This window comes from Streptomyces sp. 796.1 (genome assembly GCF_047525675.1).
Taxonomy (GTDB): Bacteria; Actinomycetota; Actinomycetes; order Streptomycetales; family Streptomycetaceae; genus Streptomyces.
The window spans coordinates 116081-132489 of the sequence record NZ_JBLIWA010000039.1 but is presented as its reverse complement, the minus strand read 5'-3'; the positions used below and the strand labels follow the sequence as shown (position 1 = coordinate 132489).

The window sequence follows — 16409 nt, the reverse complement described above, 5'->3', positions numbered from 1 at the left end:
CCCGTCGGGAGCGGCACCGGCCCGGGTGTTTCGTGGGGCGGGTGCGCCGGGGCGCGGGGCGGCCGGAAACTCGCCGCCAGGCGACTCGGTCGGGGCCGCGCCGCGGCCCCGTTACCGGGCCGCGCGCAGCCTGCGCAGCGTCTCCTCGCGGCCGAGCAGTTCCATCGACTCGAACAGCGGCGGCGAGACCCGCCGGCCGGTGACCGCGACCCGCAGCGGCGTGAAGGCGAACTTGGGCTTGATGCCCAGGCCCTCCACCAGCGCCTCGCGGAGGGTGGCCTGGATGGGCTCGGGCGTGAAGTCGGCGAGCTCCTCCAGGGCCTTGATGCTGGCTTCGATGACCGGCTTGGCGTCGTCGGTGAGCACCTTGGCCGCGTCGGCCTCGTCCACCCGGAAGTGCTCCGGCTGCACGAACAGGAAGCCGAGCATGCCGACCGCCTCACCCAGCACCACCATGCGCTCCTGGGCGAGCGGGGCGGCCTTGGCGAGCAGGTCGAGCTCGGCCTCGCTGGGGGCCCGGCCGGGGAAGAGGAACGGCACCAGGCGCCGCACGTACTCGTCGGGCGCGAGGGCCCGCAGGTGCGTGGCGTTGATGGACTCGCACTTCTTGAGGTCGAACCGGGCCGGGTTGGCGTTCACGTCCGCGAGGTCGAAGGCGGCGACCATCTCTTCGACGGAGAAGATGTCCCGGTCCTCGGCGAGCGACCAGCCGAGCAGCGACAGGTAGTTCAGCAGGCCCTCGGGGAGGAATCCGCGGTCGCGGTAGAGGTTGAGGGATGCCTGCGGGTCACGCTTGGAGAGCTTCTTGTTGCCCTCGCCCATGACGTACGGCAGGTGCCCGAAGGCCGGGACGGTGCCGTTGCCCACGCCGATCTCGGCGAGCGCCCCGTACAGGGCGATCTGGCGCGGCGTGGAGGAGAGCAGGTCCTCGCCGCGGAGCACGTGGGTGATCTCCATCAGCGCGTCGTCGACCGGGTTGACCAGGGTGTAGAGCGGCGCTCCGTTGGCGCGGACGATGCCGAAGTCCGGCACGTTCTCCGGGGTGAAGGTCAGCTCGCCGCGCACCAGGTCGGTGAAGGTGATCGGGGTGTCCGGCATCCGGAAGCGGACGATCGGGGTGCGGCCCTCCGCGCGGTAGGCGGCGATCTGCTCCGCCGACAGGTTGCGGCAGGTCCCGTCGTACCCGGAGGGCTTGCCGGCCTTGCGGGCGGCGTCCCGGCGCGCGTCGAGCTCCTCGGTGGTGCAGAAGCACTCGTAGGCGAAGCCGCGCTCCTGGAGTTTGCGGGCGACGTCCGCGTAGATGTCCATGCGCTGCGACTGCCGGTACGGGGCGTGCGGGCCGCCCACCTCCGGGCCCTCGTCCCAGTCGAAGCCCAGCCAGCGCATCGCGTCCAGGAGCTGCTGGTAGCTCTCCTCGGAGTCGCGGGCCGCGTCGGTGTCTTCGATGCGGAAGACCAGGGTGCCGCCGTGGTGGCGGGCGAACGCCCAGTTGAAGAGGGCGGTGCGGACCAGCCCCACATGGGGGTTGCCGGTCGGCGAGGGACAGAAACGGACGCGTACGGGAGATGCGCTAGCCACGCTTGATCACCTTGTTGGTGAGAGTGCCGATGCCTTCGATGGTGACGGCGACCTCGTCGCCGACGTTGAGCGGGCCGACCCCAGCCGGGGTGCCCGTGAGGATGACGTCGCCGGGGAGCAGCGTCATGGCCTCCGTGATGTGCACGATCAGGTCCTCGACCGAGCGGACCATCTCGCTGGTGCGGCCCAGTTGGCGCTGCTCGCCGTTGACGGTGCACATGATCGCGAGGTCGCCAGGGTCGACGTCGGTCTCCACCCACGGCCCCAGCGGGCACGAGGTGTCGAATCCCTTGGCGCGCGCCCACTGCTGTTCGCGGCGTTGCACGTCACGCGCGGTGACGTCGTTGGCGCAGGTGTAGCCGAGGATGACGTCCCTGGCCCGCTCGCGCGGGACCTCCCGGCACATCCGGCCGATCACCACGGCGAGCTCGGCCTCGTGGTGGACCTCCTGCGAGAAGGAGGGGTAGACGATGGGGTCGCCCGGGCCGGCCACGGAGGTGGACGGCTTGAAGAAGGCGACCGGTACGTCGGGGACCTCGCTGCCGAGTTCCCTGGCGTGCTCCGCGTAGTTGCGGCCGATCGCCACGACCTTATTGGGGAGCACCGGGGGGAGCAGCCGCACCTTGTCCAGCGGCACCCGTTGCCCCGAGCGCTCGAATTCGGCGAAGGGGTGCCCCTTGATGATGTCGAGGACGGGGCCGCCGTCGGTGCCGGCGTCCCCCTCCACGACTCCGAACGCGACGTTGCCGTCGATGGAGAATCTGGCGATGCGCACGGGAAGTGCTGCCCCTCACTGATCGCTGTTCGCTGGCTGGAGTCTGACGCTTCAGGCTATCTCTCCGTCTTCCACCGCGACGCGCGCTTTCCCCGCGGCCCCCGTCAGCTCCACCCCGGCAGCCCGCACCGGTACGCCGCCGCCGGGCGACCAGGACGGCGCGGCGCGCCCCGTACGCCGCACGGAGCGCCGGCAGTTGTCCACGGGCCTCGGCCCCCGGGCGCGACGCGGAGCGCCGCGGGGAGCTCCGTACGCCACCGCACGGGGCACGGAGCGGTGAGACGTTCCCCACAAGGAACGGCGCACGAAGCACGGGGCCACGGGGCGCAGAGCCGGGGCACGGAGCACGGAGCACAGACCCCAGAGCCCGAGCACGGGGCACGGGGCGCAGAGCCGGAGCACGGGGCGCTGGCGCGGGGTCCGTAGTCGTCCCGCGTGGGACGCGCTCGGGGCGGTGCTGCGGCCGGCACAATCCGTCGACCAGGCGGAAAGCAACCGCCGGCGTCCGCGGGCCCGGTACCAACTCAACCCCGCGCGCGCACGCGCGCGAAGCCACCCCTCGTACGGAGGGACGACGGGGCAACGGAAGGAAGCGCCGGCGGGCAGCCGGAGGAACCGGAGAGCCTGAGCCGGGGGGCCGGAAAGCCCCAGAGCCGGCAGGTCGGGGAGAACGGGGCGGGAGACCCGGGAAGCCGGGGAAGCCGGGGCCGGGAGGCTCACGGAGCCGGAGGGAGCCGGGCACGTCCGGGGAAGCCGGGAGAAGCCGGCCCGTCCGGAGAGATCGGGGAGAGCGGAGAGATCAGCACGTCCGGGGAACTCGGAGGACCCGGGAGAGCGTCAGAGGAGGAGTCAACCGGGCGCCACGGTCGCGGCGGTCGCGCGGGCGCCCTGGTCGCGTCGGCTACTTGGGCGCTTCGGTCAGGATCGTGCGGCGCGGGTTCGCGGTCTGGGTGGGCAGTTCGACCGGGTTCGCCTGCTCTTCGGCGGGCGCGGTCTGGAGTTCTTCGGCGTCCTTGAGGTGGGCGAGAGTGGTGCGCCGCGGGTTGGCTATGTTGCGGAACATCATCGTCGTCTTCACTGGATCTGCCTCATCTTGTCGTTTTTACGGTGGGTGTAAAGCGTCAGGCTAAACGCGCGCTTCCCCCAAAATCCGCGGCCCCAGTCACGCCCATGATGTGAGTTTCCTCACGAAGAGGCGGACAAATGCCACATCGTGCACACCAATTCCTTTGTCGAAAATCGGGCATTACCCGCCCAATGCGCACGTTCCGCTCTTGATCATCGCGACCCGGACACACGCCACTCCTGAGCAGAACGTGCATAAAAGTCCGTTATCGCGGCCATTGTTTTCCACATGCGGTCACTTTATTGCCACGTACCGTCACCGCATTCACACCGTGACCCACGGCTCTTGTTGGAGCATCCGGCACTGTGCTGGAATTCCACGGACCGCCGACAGGATTCACCTGGCGCGCAGAGGGCGCAGACGGGGCGCCGAGCGGCGGCGGCCTCGCTCCTCGACAAGGAAGGGTCAGCGCGCCGGTCACTCACGACTCACACCGTCCCGCCGTATGGCGGCGGGACGCCTGGTCCAGAGGTTGCGACGCTAGTGCAGGGACGTTTCAAGAAGGATGGCAACGCTGCGGCGGACCCCGAGCCGCGCGGTGGTACCGACCGTGGTGCGGGTGCGGATGTCAGTACGCGACCGCCCGCGCCCGGCGGGGACGAGTCATCCGGCGAGCGGCCGAAGGCGAAGGGCCCCACGGGACCCGGGCCGCGAATAGCCCTGCGTAACTGGAAGATCAGCACCAGGCTCGTTTCGCTGCTCGCGCTCCCCGTGGTGGCCGCCACCACGCTGGGTGGGCTGCGTATCCAGAACTCTCTGGAGAACATCGAGCAGCTCGACCAGATGAAGCTGCTCACCGAGATGACGCAGCAGGCGACTTCGCTGGCCAACGCGCTCCAGGAGGAGCGCGACCAGTCCGCCGGCCCGTTGACCGGCTCCGGTGACGACAAGAACGACCAGGTGGTGGGCCCGCGGCAGCGGGTCGACCAGGAGCTGGTCGCCTTCGCCGACGCCACCGACGACGTCGACCCCGTCGACCCGGCGATCACCGGTGTGCAGTCGACGATCATCGACATCAAGAAGCAGCTCAACAAGATCCATGAAATCCGCAAGCAGGCGTACCAGGACGCGGATTACACGTCACAGACGATCATCGGTTACAACGAGCTGATCACCTCGTTGCTCTCGCTGTCGCAGGACATGGCGCAGGCGACCAGCAACCGCTCGATGATCAACAAGACGCGTGCGCTGGCGACGTTCTCGTCGGCCAAGGAGTACGCGTCCATCCAGCGCGCCTCCATCAGCGCCGCCCTCGCGCACCCGAAGAAGCCCCGCCTCTCGGCGACGGACAGCCGGTACACCGCGACGGCGCTGGAGAAGGAGGACCAGGCGCTCCGCCGGTTCGCCGAGATCCGCCCCAGTGACTTCACCGAGCTGACCGACCCGCTCTACGGCAACAACAGCGACATCAACGCGGCGAACAAGTACGCGCTGCGCATGGTGCGCGACCCGGACAGCCTCGCGTCCGAGAAGCGCACGTACATGGACTGGTACGACCAGGACAGCATCAAGCTCGTCGCGATGTCGAAGATCGAGCAGACGCTGCTGACCGAGATGGAGCAGAAGGCCCGCGAGCTGCGCTCGGAGGCCAAGCAGGACGCGATCATCAACGGTGCGCTGATCCTGCTCGTCCTCGGCATCTCGCTGGTCGGCGCGTTCGTCGTCTCCCGCTCCATGGTGCGCTCGCTGCGCCGGCTCCAGGACACCGCGCAGGACGTCGCCCAGCAGCGCCTGCCCGAGCTCGTCAAGGAGCTGTCCGAGCACGACCCGCAGGACGTGGACACCTCCGTCGAGTCCGTCGGTGTGCACAGCCGGGACGAGATCGGCAAGGTGGCCGCGGCCTTCGACGACGTGCACCGCGAGGCGGTGCGGCTCGCCGCCGAACAGGCGCTGCTGCGAGGCAACGTCAACGCGATGTTCACCAACCTCTCGCGCCGCAGCCAGGGCCTGATCCAGCGCCAGCTCTCGCTCATCTCTGAGCTGGAGTCCCGCGAGGCCGACCCGGACCAGCTCTCCTCGCTGTTCAAGCTCGACCACCTCGCCACCCGCATGCGCCGTAACGGCGAGAACCTGCTCGTGCTCGCCGGTGAGGAGCCGGGCCGCCGTTGGACGCGCCCCGTGCCGCTGGTGGACGTGCTCCGTGCGGCGGCCTCCGAGGTGGAGCAGTACGAGCGGATCGAACTGAGCTCGGTGCCCGGCACCGAGGTCGCCGGCCGGGTCGTCAACGACCTCGTGCACCTGCTGGCCGAGCTGTTGGAGAACGCCACCTCCTTCTCGTCGCCGCAGACCAAGGTCAAGGTCACCGGGCACGCGCTGCCCGACGGCCGGGTGCTGGTCGAGATCCACGACACGGGCATCGGCCTCTCCCCCGAGGACCTGGCGGCGATCAACGAGCGGCTGGCGAGCCCGCCGACCGTGGACGTCTCCGTCTCGCGGCGCATGGGTCTGTTCGTGGTCGGTCGGCTGTCGCTGCGACACGGCATCCGCATCCAGCTCCGTCCCTCGGACTCCGGCGGTACGACGGCGCTCGTCATGCTGCCGGTCGACGTGGCCCAGGGTGGCAAGAAGCCGGCCCAGGGCGCGCCCGGTACGGGCGGCGCCAGCGGTGCCCCCGCGGTCGCCCCGGCCGCTCCGGTCGCCCCGGCCGCGGGTGCCGCCCCGGCGCTCGCCAAGCCGGCCGGCCTCGGTGCGGGTGGCGCAGGTGGCACCGGCGGCCCTGGTGGCACCGGCACCCGCCGTCAGGTGCCCGGCGCGGGGCCGCGGGCCGAGCTCCCCACCACCGGTGCGAACCCGGCGCAGGGCAACAAGCCCGGCGCCACGGGCCCGGTGTCGCCGGCCGGCACCGGCGGTCAGCCGGCGCGGGGCGGAGCCACCCGCAGCGGGTTGCCGACCCGCCCCGTGGGCGCCACGGTGGCCGGCAACGGGGCCGCGGGCACGGCCGCGCCCGGCGGTGACTTCTTCGGCGGTGCCAGCAGCGGCAACCGGGCCAGTGGTGGCGGAGACGTCCCCGCCACGACCGGTGACTTCTTCGGCGGCAGCCGGGCGGGGGCGCGCAGCCTCAGCCAGGGCGCCGACGGCGACCGCCCGGCGCTGCCCGCGCGCCCCGGTCAGGGAGCGCAGGACGAGCAGCCCACCGTCGCCCCGCCGACCGGCGCCCCCGCGGGCGCGGGCCGCAGCGGCGAGCAGGACGCCCGTCCGCAACTGCCGCAGCGGGGCCCGGCCGCGGCGCTGCCCGGCGCGGCCCCCGCCAAGCCCGCCGAGTCCGACAACAAGACCGCCAGGCCCGCCCGGTCCGGCGCCGCCGCCGACGCGCCCGCGCTGGACGGCGGGTCGCAGCTCCCCGGTGCCAACTGGGGCGCCCGGCGGGCAGCCGCCGACGACGACTGGCCCGTCGCCTCCGACGCACCGCGCGGCCACGAGGAGATCGACACCACGCCGCCGTTCCCGCGCGGCGCCGCCGGCGGCCCCGGCGACACCGGCGAGTTCGCCCTCCCCGAGCGCCAGCACGGCGCCGACCAGGGCGACACGGGTAGCTACCCGCAGCCCGACGCGGACGGGGCGCGCGACTACGCACGGCAACCGGGCGGTCCCGGCGACACCGGCGAGTACGCGGTGCCGGCGCAGCGCCCCGAACCGGCCGCCGACCACGGCCCCGGCCACACCGGCCAGTTCGCCCTGCCCACCGGGCTCGGCGGGCCGGGCGACACGGGCGAGTACCCGCAGCCCGGCGCCCAGGACACCGGCGCGTACCCGACCGCCCAGGACACCGGCGCGTACCCGACGTACGCCAGCGGCCCGGCGGACACCGGCAGCTACCCGCAGCCCACCGACGTCGGCGGCTACTCGCAGGACGGCACGGGGCAGTACGCGCTGCCGGGCGGCCCCGGTGACACGGGCGAGTACCCGCAGCCGGCACCCGGCCAGGGCGGCACCGGCGAATACGCACTGCCCGGTGGCCCCGGTGACACGGGTGAGTACCCGCGTCCCACGGACACCGGCAGCTACCCGCAGCCCGGCATCGAGGACACCGGCAGCTACGCCACCTCCCCGCTCGCCGCCGCCACCGGCGAGTACGCACGGCCCGGCGACACGGGCGAGTACCCGCAGCCGGCGCCCGGCCAGGGCGGTCCCGGTGACACCGGCGAGTACCCGCAGCCCGCGCCCGGCCAGGGCGGTCCCGGTGACACCGGCGAGTACCCGCAGCCCGCGCCCGGCCAGGGCGGTGGGGACACCACGCAGTTCCAGCGGCCGGACTTCGACGGTCCGCCGCCGGGACGGGGCGCGGCGTACCCGCAGGGCGGCCCCGGTGTGGGGCTCGGCGACGCGCCGTACGCGGAGCCCGCCGCGGGGCCCGAGGAGGACCACCTCACCGGCGAACTGCCGTTGCCGCAGGGGTTCGACAACGGTGGCACCCCGATCTTCGACACGATCGAATCGCGCTGGTTCCACAGCGCGCCCGGGGGCACGCCAGCGCCGCAGGCACCGGCCGAGCCTGCCGCGCGCGGGTACGAGCCGGTCGGCGGTGAGTCGGCCGCGGGTTCGGCGACGCCGCCGCTGCCGCGGCGCGAGCCCGGCCAGCAGAGCATGATCCGTACCCGGGCGGCCGGTCCGTCGGGGCGCGCGGAGCAGTCCGCGCAACCCGAGCCGGCGCCCGCCGCGGAGGCAGCGCCGTGGCGCTCCACGCCCAACGACGAGCGGTGGCGGCGGGCCGAGCAGGTCCGTGAGCCGGCCGCGGGCGGGGTGACCTCGTCCGGTCTGCCCCGTCGCGTACCGCGGGCCAACCTCGTCGACGGCACCGCCGAGGAGCAGCCCACCCCGCGGCGGAGCGGTCCGCAGGTCTCGCGTGCGCCCGATGACGTGCGCGGGCGTCTGACCAACCTTCGACGCGGAATTCAGCAGGGCCGTCAGGCCGGAACGGATGGTCGGTCGTGAGAACCGCGGTCGTGACCCCTTTCACCAGCAGGAGCGTTAGTTGAGCCCGATGAGCCAGGCGGCGCAGAATCTGAACTGGTTGATCACCAACTTCGTGGACAACACCCCGGGGGTGTCCCACACGGTGGTGGTCTCCGCGGACGGACTCCTTTTGTCCATGTCCGAAGGGTTTCCCCGAGACCGGGCCGATCAATTGGCCGCGGTCGCCTCGGGACTGACGTCCCTCACCGCGGGTGCGTCCCGCATCTTCGAGGGCGGTTCCGTCAATCAGACGGTGGTGGAGATGGAGCGCGGTTTCCTCTTCATCATGTCGATTTCCGACGGTTCCTCACTCGCGGTGCTCGCCCACCCCGAGTGCGACATTGGTCTCGTCGGCTACGAAATGGCGCTCCTCGTTGATCGTGCGGGTAATGTCCTGACTCCCGACCTGCGCGCCGAATTGCAGGGCAGTCTGCTCAGCTAACCAACCGTCCACCGTCCGTCCTCGCTTCACCGCCAGGCTCCCCCACCGGCAACGACCGACGGCACCACTACTCGCTTGCTGTCCCGACCGGAGGAACCATGAATCCGCCCGCCGCCTCGACCGGCCCGTACGGCGCTTCCCACCACGCGTCGTACGGGGCCGAAGGTGACCAGCCGCTGGTGCGTCCCTACGCGATGACAGGTGGTCGCACCCGGCCGCGTTACCAGCTCGCCATCGAGGCGCTGGTGAGCACCACCGCGGACCCCGCGCACCTCCAGGGGCTGCTCCCCGAGCACCAGCGGATCTGCCACCTGTGCCGCGAGGTCAAGTCGGTCGCCGAGGTCTCCGCGCTGCTGGCGATACCCCTGGGTGTGGCCCGCATTCTCGTGGCCGACCTGGCCGAGGCCGGCATGGTGGCGATCCACCAGCCCGGCGGCGGCGCAGAGGCCGGTACGCCGGACGTGACGCTGCTCGAAAGGGTGCTCAGTGGACTTCGCAAGCTCTAGTGAGGCGGCCGTCCCCCGCACCACCACCTCCGCGAAGATCGTGGTGGCGGGCGGCTTCGGGGTGGGCAAGACCACGTTCGTCGGGGCGGTCTCGGAGATCAACCCGCTGCGCACCGAGGCCGTGATGACCTCCGCTTCGGCGGGGATCGACGACCTGAGCCACGTCCAGGACAAGACGACCACGACCGTGGCCATGGACTTCGGCCGCATCACGCTCGACGACGACCTGATCCTGTACCTGTTCGGCACGCCCGGGCAGGACCGGTTCTGGTTCATGTGGGACGACCTGGTACGCGGCGCGATCGGCGCGATCGTGCTCGTGGACACCCGGCGGCTGGCGGACTGCTTCCCCGCCGTCGACTACTTCGAGAACTCGGGCCTGCCGTTCGTCATCGCCCTCAACGGGTTCAACGGCCACCAGCCCTACACACCCGAAGAGGTGCGCGAGGCGCTCCAAATCGGTCCCGACACCCCGATCATCGTGACCGATGCCCGGCACCGTGGAGAGACCAAGAGCGCCCTCATCACCCTGGTCGAACACGCGTTGATGGCCCGCCTCAAGTAGCGTGTGTTACCGGGTAGTTGCCTGTGAAATCGTTGTGTGATTTGCCACGGCTAGCCCGCAAATTCATAACGTTTCGGCAGGCAATTGCCATGTAGCCGCCACGCACCGCGTTCGCGCCACTGCGCTACGTATCCGGATTCTCGTTTTTTTGCCACCCTCTCAGCCTTTACGCCCGTTTTATCTCTGTGGCTGACAGTCCCCGGTCCGCGGCCGGCACTGTTTGGAATGCGCACACCTCACGTGCTGGAATTCGCTGAACTGAGCGGTAGGGGCTCAGCCGAGAACGGCACACCATCCGGTGCCGACGCCGAGAGGTTTTTGGTCAGTGAGGCGAAGCGCAGCGGCGCCAGCAGCGGGGGCGTCCCAGTCGTCGACCCAACAGGGTCAGACGCGGGGCAACTTCACGCCGCCGGCGCGCACTCCGGCGCCCACCGGCCCCGCGGCGTCCGCCCCACCGCCGAGCGGGGGCGTCTGGTCGCCGCGCAACTGGCGGGTCCCGGTCCGGCTCAATGCGATCTTGCTCATTCCGGTGCTGGTGGCGTTGGTCTTCGGCGGGCTGCGGGTCTCCTCGTCGGTCGAGACCTGGCAGCAGGCGCAGGACGCCGAGCGCACCGCGCGGCTGGTCCGGGCCGCCGCCGAGTACGGGCACGCGCTGGTCAACGAGCGTGACGTGGCCGTGGTGCCGCTGCTGTCCGGCCGCGAGTCGGACCAGGTGCAGAAGGCCCGTCGGGCGACCGACGAGGCGGCCAAGCAGTTCGACCGGTACGCGCACGACATGCCGGACGACGCGGGGCTCGAACGCCGGCTCAAGGAGTTCCGCACCGTCGAACCCAGGCTGAACTCGCTGCGGCAGAACGCCTACACCTCGCGGCTGCCCGGCGTGCAGACCGAAGAGGGGTACGTCACCGTCCAGCACCCCCTGATGGACTTCGCCAACGAGCTCGGCCTCGGCACCAGCAACATCACCTCCTACGGGCGCACCGTGTACGTGATGTCGCTGGCCAAGGCCGCTGAATCGTTGCAGCGTTCGATCGGCGCCCACCTCCTCACCAAGCCGGGCCCCACCGACGCCGACCGCGCCGCCCAGCTCACCGCTTTCTCCTCGTACGCGTATCTGACGCGGCTGGCGCTGATGGAGTTCGAGTCCGGCGGCCTGGACGAGGACAGCGCGCACCTGAAGACGGCGCTCAAGCAGTCGGCCGAGAAGTACCGGCAGCAGGTGGCCAAGGACCGGGCGGCGCACGGGGACGGGTTCGTGACCCCGCCGTCGCGGGAGACGATGGCGAAGGCCATCGGCTCCGGCGCCAAGCCGTCCGACCTGCGCGCGCAGGGCATCACGGCCGATGCGTGGTACGCGGCGTCGACGGCCGAGTTCGACGCGTACCGCACGGTCGAGGTGAGCCTGCTCGACAAGGCCGTGGACGAGGCCGCGGGCATCTCGTCGGACGCCCGTCGGGACACCTTCGTGAACTCCGCCGTCGTACTGGTGGCGCTGCTGGCCGCGTTCGTGGTGGCCGGTCTGATGGCCCGGGCGATGAGCCAGAACATGCGCCGGCTGCGCAACGCCGCGCTTGAAGTGGCCGAACAGCGGCTGCCCGAGATGGTGGAAGAGCTCTCGCGCACCGAGCCGGGCCACGCCGACCCGCAGGTCTCGCCCATCCCGATCGCCAGCAGGGACGAGATCGGCGAGATCGCCCGCGCCTTCGACCAGGTGCACCGGGAGGCCGTGCGCCTCGCGGCCGAGCAGGCGCTGCTGCGCGGCAACGTCAACGCGATCTTCACCAACCTCTCCCGGCGCAACCAGGGCCTCATCGAGCGGCAGCTCACCTTGATCAGCGCGCTGGAGAACCGGGAGGCCGACCCGGACCAGTTGGAGCACCTGTTCCGGATGGACCACCTGGCCACCCGGATGCGGCGCAACGGCGAGAACCTCCTGGTGCTGGCCGGCGAGGAGCCGGGCCGCCGGTGGAACCAGCCGGTGCCGCTGGTGGACGTGCTCCGTGCGGCCTCCTCCGAGGTGGAGAGCTACGAGCGGATCGAGCTGGCCGGAGTGCCGGACGGCGAGATCCACGGCAATGCGGTGACCGACCTGGTGCACCTGCTGGCCGAGCTGCTGGAGAACGCCACCACCTTCTCCTCGCCGCAGAGCAGGGTGCGGATCACCGGCACCCGGCTGCCCGACGGCCGGGTGGTGGTCGAGATCCACGACCAGGGCATCGGGCTGACCGCCGAGGACTTCGCGGACATCAACCACAAGCTTGCGTACCCGCCCACCGTGGACGCGGCGGTCTCTCAGCGGATGGGGCTGTTCGTGGTCGGCCGGCTCGCCAACCGGCACGGCATCCGGGTGCAGCTCCGCCCGGCCGGCGAGCAGGGCGGCACCACTTCGCTGGTCATGCTGCCCGAGTCGATCACCCACGGCGGTGGCGGCGACGGCGAGCAGCCGGCGGGCGACTTCACCGTCCCGCCGCTCGTCCCCGACCAGTCGACCGGCGAGCACCCGCAGCCCGCGGCTGCGCCGCGAGGGCCGGGCCACGGCGAGCCGGGCTACGGTGCGGGGCCCGGCGCTCCGTACGAGGCCGCGCACGACGGTGGCTACGGGGCGGTGCCCGTCGCTCCGTACCAGGCGGACCAGACGGGTCAGCTCCCTTCCCCCGCACCGTACGAGCCGGCCACCGACGGCGGCTACGGGACCGGTGTCGACACGGGGCAGGGTGCGTACGCCGCACCGGCCTCCGGCCAGGACACGGGGGCCGACGGGTACCCGGTCGGCTACGCCAACGGGCCTACGGCCGGCTACCCGGCGGAGTTCACGCCGGGCGACCGGGCGGTGGCCGACGGGGCCGGATACGGGGCAGGGTCGGTCGCGCCCTCCGAGCTCACCGGCCAGGGCCCGCTGCCCGTGGCACCGGACGGGGCGGGCCTGACGGGGCCGTCCGGTTACCCGTCCGACAGCCTTCGCGACGGTGCGTATCCGGAAGGTGGGCACGCGGATCAGTCGACCACCGGACAGTTCGCCTACGACGGGCACGGCGCCCCTGGCCACCAGGGCGGGTGGTCCGGGTCGGGTGAGTACCCGGTGCCCGGCGACGGCGGGTACCCGAGCCAAACGGAACCCCCACCGAGCGCTGCCGAAGACGGCCCCGAGCGCGTAGAGTTCCACCGTCCGGGCCAGGCGCCCGACGGCGTCCACCCGGCGACCGGCGCGGGGCTCCCGCGGCGGGACCAGCGGTGGCAGGGACCGGACGCGACCACGGAGCCGTCCGCCGCGGCGGACGCCCGTACCGAGACAGCAGATCCAGCACCCGAGGAGCAGGCGGAGCCGGAGCAGCAGCAGACGCCGCAGCCCGCGGACTCCGGCTGGCGATCGACGAACGACGAGCGGTGGCAGCGCGCCGAGCAGTTGCGCGAGCCGAAGGCGGGCGGCGTGACGCTGTCCGGGCTGCCGCGGCGGGTTCCCCAGGCCAATCTGGTCGAGGGCACCGCCGAGGAGGGCCCGCAGGGCGGACCGCAAGTCTCGCGTTCCCCGGAGGACATCCGCGGCAGGTTGAGTAGCCTGCGGCGCGGCGTCCAACAGGGCCGCACCGTCGGGACCGGCACCGGCCAGGGCAACACCGCCGGCGGCAGCGCAGGCGCCGCTGACGGCGTCGCCGGCGACGGCACCCACCACGACAGTCACCACCAGCATGACCAACAGGGCTTCGGCCCCGGCAGCACCTACGATCAGGAGCGTTAGTGTGAGCCCGATGAGCCAGGCGGCGCAGAACCTGAACTGGTTGATCACCAACTTCGTGGACAACACCCCCGGGGTGTCCCACACGGTGGTGGTCTCCGCCGACGGACTCCTTCTGGCGATGTCCGAAGGGTTCCCCCGAGACCGGGCCGACCAACTGGCGGCCGTCGCCTCCGGTCTGACCTCGCTGACCTCCGGGGCGTCCCGCATCTTCGAGGGCGGCGCCGTCAACCAGACGGTGGTGGAGATGGAGCGCGGCTTCCTCTTCATCATGTCGATCTCCGACGGGTCCTCGCTCGCCGTGCTCGCGCACCCCGAGTGCGACATCGGTCTCGTCGGCTACGAAATGGCCCTCCTCGTCGATCGTGCCGGTGGCGTGCTGACCCCGGATCTCCGTGCGGAACTGCAAGGGAGCCTTCTCAACTAGCAAACAAACAGTGCGTTTCGCGCCACCGCGCCATAGGGTGCGGTGGCGCGACCGGCAGGCAGGCGAAGTTGGAGGAGGAACCGTGGCAACGCCCCCGAGCGGCTATTCGTACGGCGAAGGGCAGCAGCCTGACCCACAGGGTCAGGCGCCGCTGAACCGGTTCAACTTCCCCTCCGCGCCCAGCCGCCGGGTCCGGCCCACGGCCCAGCAGCAGCCCGGCGACGCGTCCGGTGACGCGCTCCTCCCCCAGCAGCCGCAGCGGGGCCCCGCACAGCGCCGTGCGGCGTCCCAGCAGGCGGACGACTGGCCCACCGAGCCGCAGCAGCCGTACGAGCAGCGCCACCAGCAGCCGTACCAGCCGCAGCACGGCCAGCCCGGCGCCCAGCCCTTCCCCCAACAGCCGCCGCAGCAACGGCAGCCCCACCAGCAACCGCCGTACGAGCAGCCTGGCTACGGCCAGCCGCACCACGGTGGTCAGCCGGGACGGCAGCCGCAGCCGCGGCCCGGTTACGAGCCGCCCGCCGACCCGTACGCGCCGCACGGCCCGCGCATCGAGCCGGTGCAGCCGCAGCACGACGAGCCGGAGCCCGCACCCGCCGCGCACAACCCGCTCGTGCGCCCCTATGCCATGACCGGCGGCCGTACGCGGCCCCGGTACCAGCTCGCCATCGAGGCGTTGGTGAGCACCACGGCCGATCCGTCCCAGCTCCAGGGCCAGTTGCCCGAGCACCAGCGGATCTGCCACCTGTGCCGCGAGATCAAGTCGGTCGCCGAGATCTCCGCACTCCTCTCCATTCCCCTTGGCGTCTCCCGCATCCTCGTCGCCGACCTGGCCGAGGCGGGGCTCGTCGCCATCCATCAGCCCGGCGGCGACGAGACCGCCGGCGGACAGCCTGACGTGACACTGCTCGAAAGGGTGCTCAGTGGACTTCGCAAGCTCTAGCGGTGCAGCCCGCTCCACCACCTCCGCGAAGATCGTGGTGGCGGGCGGCTTCGGCGTGGGCAAGACCACGTTCGTCGGCGCGGTCTCGGAGATCAACCCGCTGCGCACCGAGGCCGTGATGACCTCCGCATCGGCGGGGATCGACGACCTGACCCACGCCCCGGACAAGACCACCACCACGGTGGCCATGGACTTCGGCCGCATCACGCTCGACCAGGACCTGATTCTCTACCTGTTCGGCACGCCCGGGCAGGACCGGTTCTGGTTCATGTGGGACGACCTGGTACGCGGCGCGATCGGCGCGATCGTGCTCGTGGACACCCGGCGACTCGCCGACTGCTTCCCCGCGGTCGACTACTTCGAGAACTCGGGCCTGCCGTTCGTCATCGCCCTCAACGGCTTCGACGGCCACCAGCCCTACACGCCGGACGAGGTGCGCGAGGCGCTCCAGATCGGCCCCGACGCACCGATCATCATCACCGACGCCCGACACCGCAACGAGGCCAAGAGCGCGCTCATCACGCTGGTCGAGCACGCCCTGATGGCCCGGTTGCGCTAGCCGGTCGCCGACGCCGGGGTACGGGGCGGTACACACCAGGTGGTGTGTACCGCCCCGTACCCCGGCTTTTTGCTGGGCCGGGCGCCAGGGCCGGCTCCGGCACCCTCGGGTTGGGTGCGCCTTTCTGCACGCCCCGGAGCGCACGGCGGCTGCGCAGGACGGCTGCGTACGCCTGCTGGGAACACCGGGTGCGTGCTGTTCGCGTGCGCACTGTTCGCGTGCGTCCCGCCGACGGCCCACGCGCGGCCCACGTACGGAGATCGCGCACGCACAGGCGCAGACCACGCGCGGGCGGGCGGAAACCGCGCGCGGACGACGACAAGCCCCCGTCCGCGCTCCGTGGAGAGCGAACGGGGGCTTGCAACAAGCGCGCTACGGACGCGGTGCCGGCGCCGTACGGGGCCCGGGGCGCCGGCCGATCGGCCGGTAGGCGTCGGGTCAGCCCTGCCAACTGTGCGGCGCCCGGAAACCGGGCGTGCGCTCCAGGCGGCGCCAGCCCGCCGTGGAACGGCGCGGGGCCGGCGGCGCGGCGTTGTGCTGGGTGGCGGCGGCGCGGGCGAGCAGGACCGCGGTCACCGCCGCGACCTCCTCCGCGTCGGCGTGGCCCCGCTCCACCCGGACAACGGTGTCGGCCAGCGCGGGGGCAGTCGGTTCGGTTGCAGTGCTCACGGGTTCTTCGTCTCCCTTACTGCGGCGGGTTGCCGTGCTTGCGGGACGGCAGGTCGGCGTGCTTGTTGCGCAGCATCGCCAGGGATCGGATCAGCACCTCACGGGTGTCCGCCGGGTCGATAACGTCATCGAC

Annotated in this window: 13 protein-coding genes; 8 read left to right on the top strand and 5 right to left on the bottom strand. The window is 71.8% G+C overall.

The window, feature by feature from the left end; genetic code table 11:
- Window positions 1–111: 111 nt before the first annotated feature.
- The 3 genes from gltX to ACMA1D_RS24370 form a co-directional block, all read right to left on the bottom strand.
- A complete protein-coding gene (gene gltX, locus ACMA1D_RS24380; RefSeq protein ID WP_414726146.1) occupies window positions 112–1578 on the bottom strand; it encodes a glutamate--tRNA ligase in 1467 nt (488 codons plus the stop codon).
- Window positions 1571–2353, bottom strand: a complete 783-nt coding sequence (locus ACMA1D_RS24375; RefSeq protein WP_414726145.1) for a fumarylacetoacetate hydrolase family protein — start codon at window positions 2351–2353, stop codon at window positions 1571–1573. The genes gltX and ACMA1D_RS24375 overlap by 8 nt, the downstream gene beginning before the upstream one ends.
- A 901-nt stretch (window positions 2354–3254) precedes the next feature.
- Window positions 3255–3431 carry a hypothetical protein gene (locus ACMA1D_RS24370; protein ID WP_349993295.1) on the bottom strand — a complete coding sequence of 59 codons (177 nt, stop codon included), beginning with the start codon at window positions 3429–3431 and terminating at the stop codon, window positions 3255–3257.
- 531 nt (window positions 3432–3962) lie between these two features.
- Here ACMA1D_RS24370 and ACMA1D_RS24365 point away from each other — a divergent pair.
- The 4 genes from ACMA1D_RS24365 (at window position 3963) to ACMA1D_RS24350 (ending at window position 9945) form a co-directional block, all read left to right on the top strand.
- A complete protein-coding gene (locus ACMA1D_RS24365) occupies window positions 3963–8411 on the top strand; it encodes a nitrate- and nitrite sensing domain-containing protein (protein WP_414726144.1) in 4449 nt (1482 codons plus the stop codon).
- A 49-nt stretch (window positions 8412–8460) separates the two neighbouring features.
- On the top strand, window positions 8461–8874 hold the full coding sequence (locus tag ACMA1D_RS24360; protein WP_349993302.1) for a roadblock/LC7 domain-containing protein: 414 nt from the start codon (window positions 8461–8463) through the stop codon (window positions 8872–8874).
- Window positions 8875–8972: 98 nt separating this feature from the next.
- On the top strand, window positions 8973–9380 hold the full coding sequence (locus tag ACMA1D_RS24355; protein ID WP_349993297.1) for a DUF742 domain-containing protein: 408 nt from the start codon (window positions 8973–8975) through the stop codon (window positions 9378–9380).
- Window positions 9361–9945, top strand: coding sequence for a GTP-binding protein (locus tag ACMA1D_RS24350; protein ID WP_349993298.1), 585 nt, complete (start codon window positions 9361–9363; stop codon window positions 9943–9945). The genes ACMA1D_RS24355 and ACMA1D_RS24350 overlap by 20 nt, the downstream gene beginning before the upstream one ends.
- Window positions 9946–10329: 384 nt before the next feature.
- Here ACMA1D_RS24350 and ACMA1D_RS24345 read toward each other — a convergent pair whose 3' ends face one another.
- Window positions 10330–10470, bottom strand: a complete 141-nt coding sequence (locus ACMA1D_RS24345) for a hypothetical protein (RefSeq protein WP_414726143.1) — start codon at window positions 10468–10470, stop codon at window positions 10330–10332.
- Here ACMA1D_RS24345 and ACMA1D_RS24340 point away from each other — a divergent pair.
- The 4 genes from ACMA1D_RS24340 to ACMA1D_RS24325 all read left to right on the top strand — a co-directional run bounded on the left by ACMA1D_RS24340 (window position 10463) and on the right by ACMA1D_RS24325 (window position 15607).
- On the top strand, window positions 10463–13681 hold the full coding sequence (locus ACMA1D_RS24340) for a nitrate- and nitrite sensing domain-containing protein (protein WP_414726142.1): 3219 nt from the start codon (window positions 10463–10465) through the stop codon (window positions 13679–13681). The two genes, ACMA1D_RS24345 and ACMA1D_RS24340, sit on opposite strands and share 8 nt — an antisense overlap.
- A gap of 1 nt (window position 13682) precedes the next feature.
- Complete coding sequence (locus tag ACMA1D_RS24335; RefSeq protein ID WP_349993301.1) at window positions 13683–14105, top strand: roadblock/LC7 domain-containing protein; 423 nt, start codon at window positions 13683–13685, stop codon at window positions 14103–14105.
- 82 nt (window positions 14106–14187) lie between these two features.
- A complete protein-coding gene (locus tag ACMA1D_RS24330) occupies window positions 14188–15048 on the top strand; it encodes a DUF742 domain-containing protein (protein ID WP_414726141.1) in 861 nt (286 codons plus the stop codon).
- Window positions 15029–15607: an ATP/GTP-binding protein gene (locus ACMA1D_RS24325; RefSeq protein WP_349997518.1), complete on the top strand. Its 579-nt coding sequence runs from the start codon at window positions 15029–15031 to the stop codon at window positions 15605–15607. The genes ACMA1D_RS24330 and ACMA1D_RS24325 overlap by 20 nt, the downstream gene beginning before the upstream one ends.
- Before the next feature lie 438 nt (window positions 15608–16045).
- Here ACMA1D_RS24325 and ACMA1D_RS24320 read toward each other — a convergent pair whose 3' ends face one another.
- Entirely contained in the window at window positions 16046–16276 is a 231-nt protein-coding gene (locus ACMA1D_RS24320) for an acyl-CoA carboxylase subunit epsilon (RefSeq protein ID WP_349996914.1), read from the bottom strand.
- Window positions 16277–16409 lie beyond the last annotated feature (133 nt).

Bases quoted from the DNA above. Each gene is read 5' to 3' on its own strand.
- ACMA1D_RS24345 (WP_414726143.1), bottom strand. From the start codon at position 10,470: ATGAGCAAGATCGCATTGAGCCGGACCGGGACCCGCCAGTTGCGCGGC.
- ACMA1D_RS24360 (WP_349993302.1), top strand. From the start codon at position 8,461: ATGAGCCAGGCGGCGCAGAATCTGAACTGGTTGATCACCAACTTCGTG.
- ACMA1D_RS24355 (WP_349993297.1), top strand. From the start codon at position 8,973: ATGAATCCGCCCGCCGCCTCGACCGGCCCGTACGGCGCTTCCCACCAC.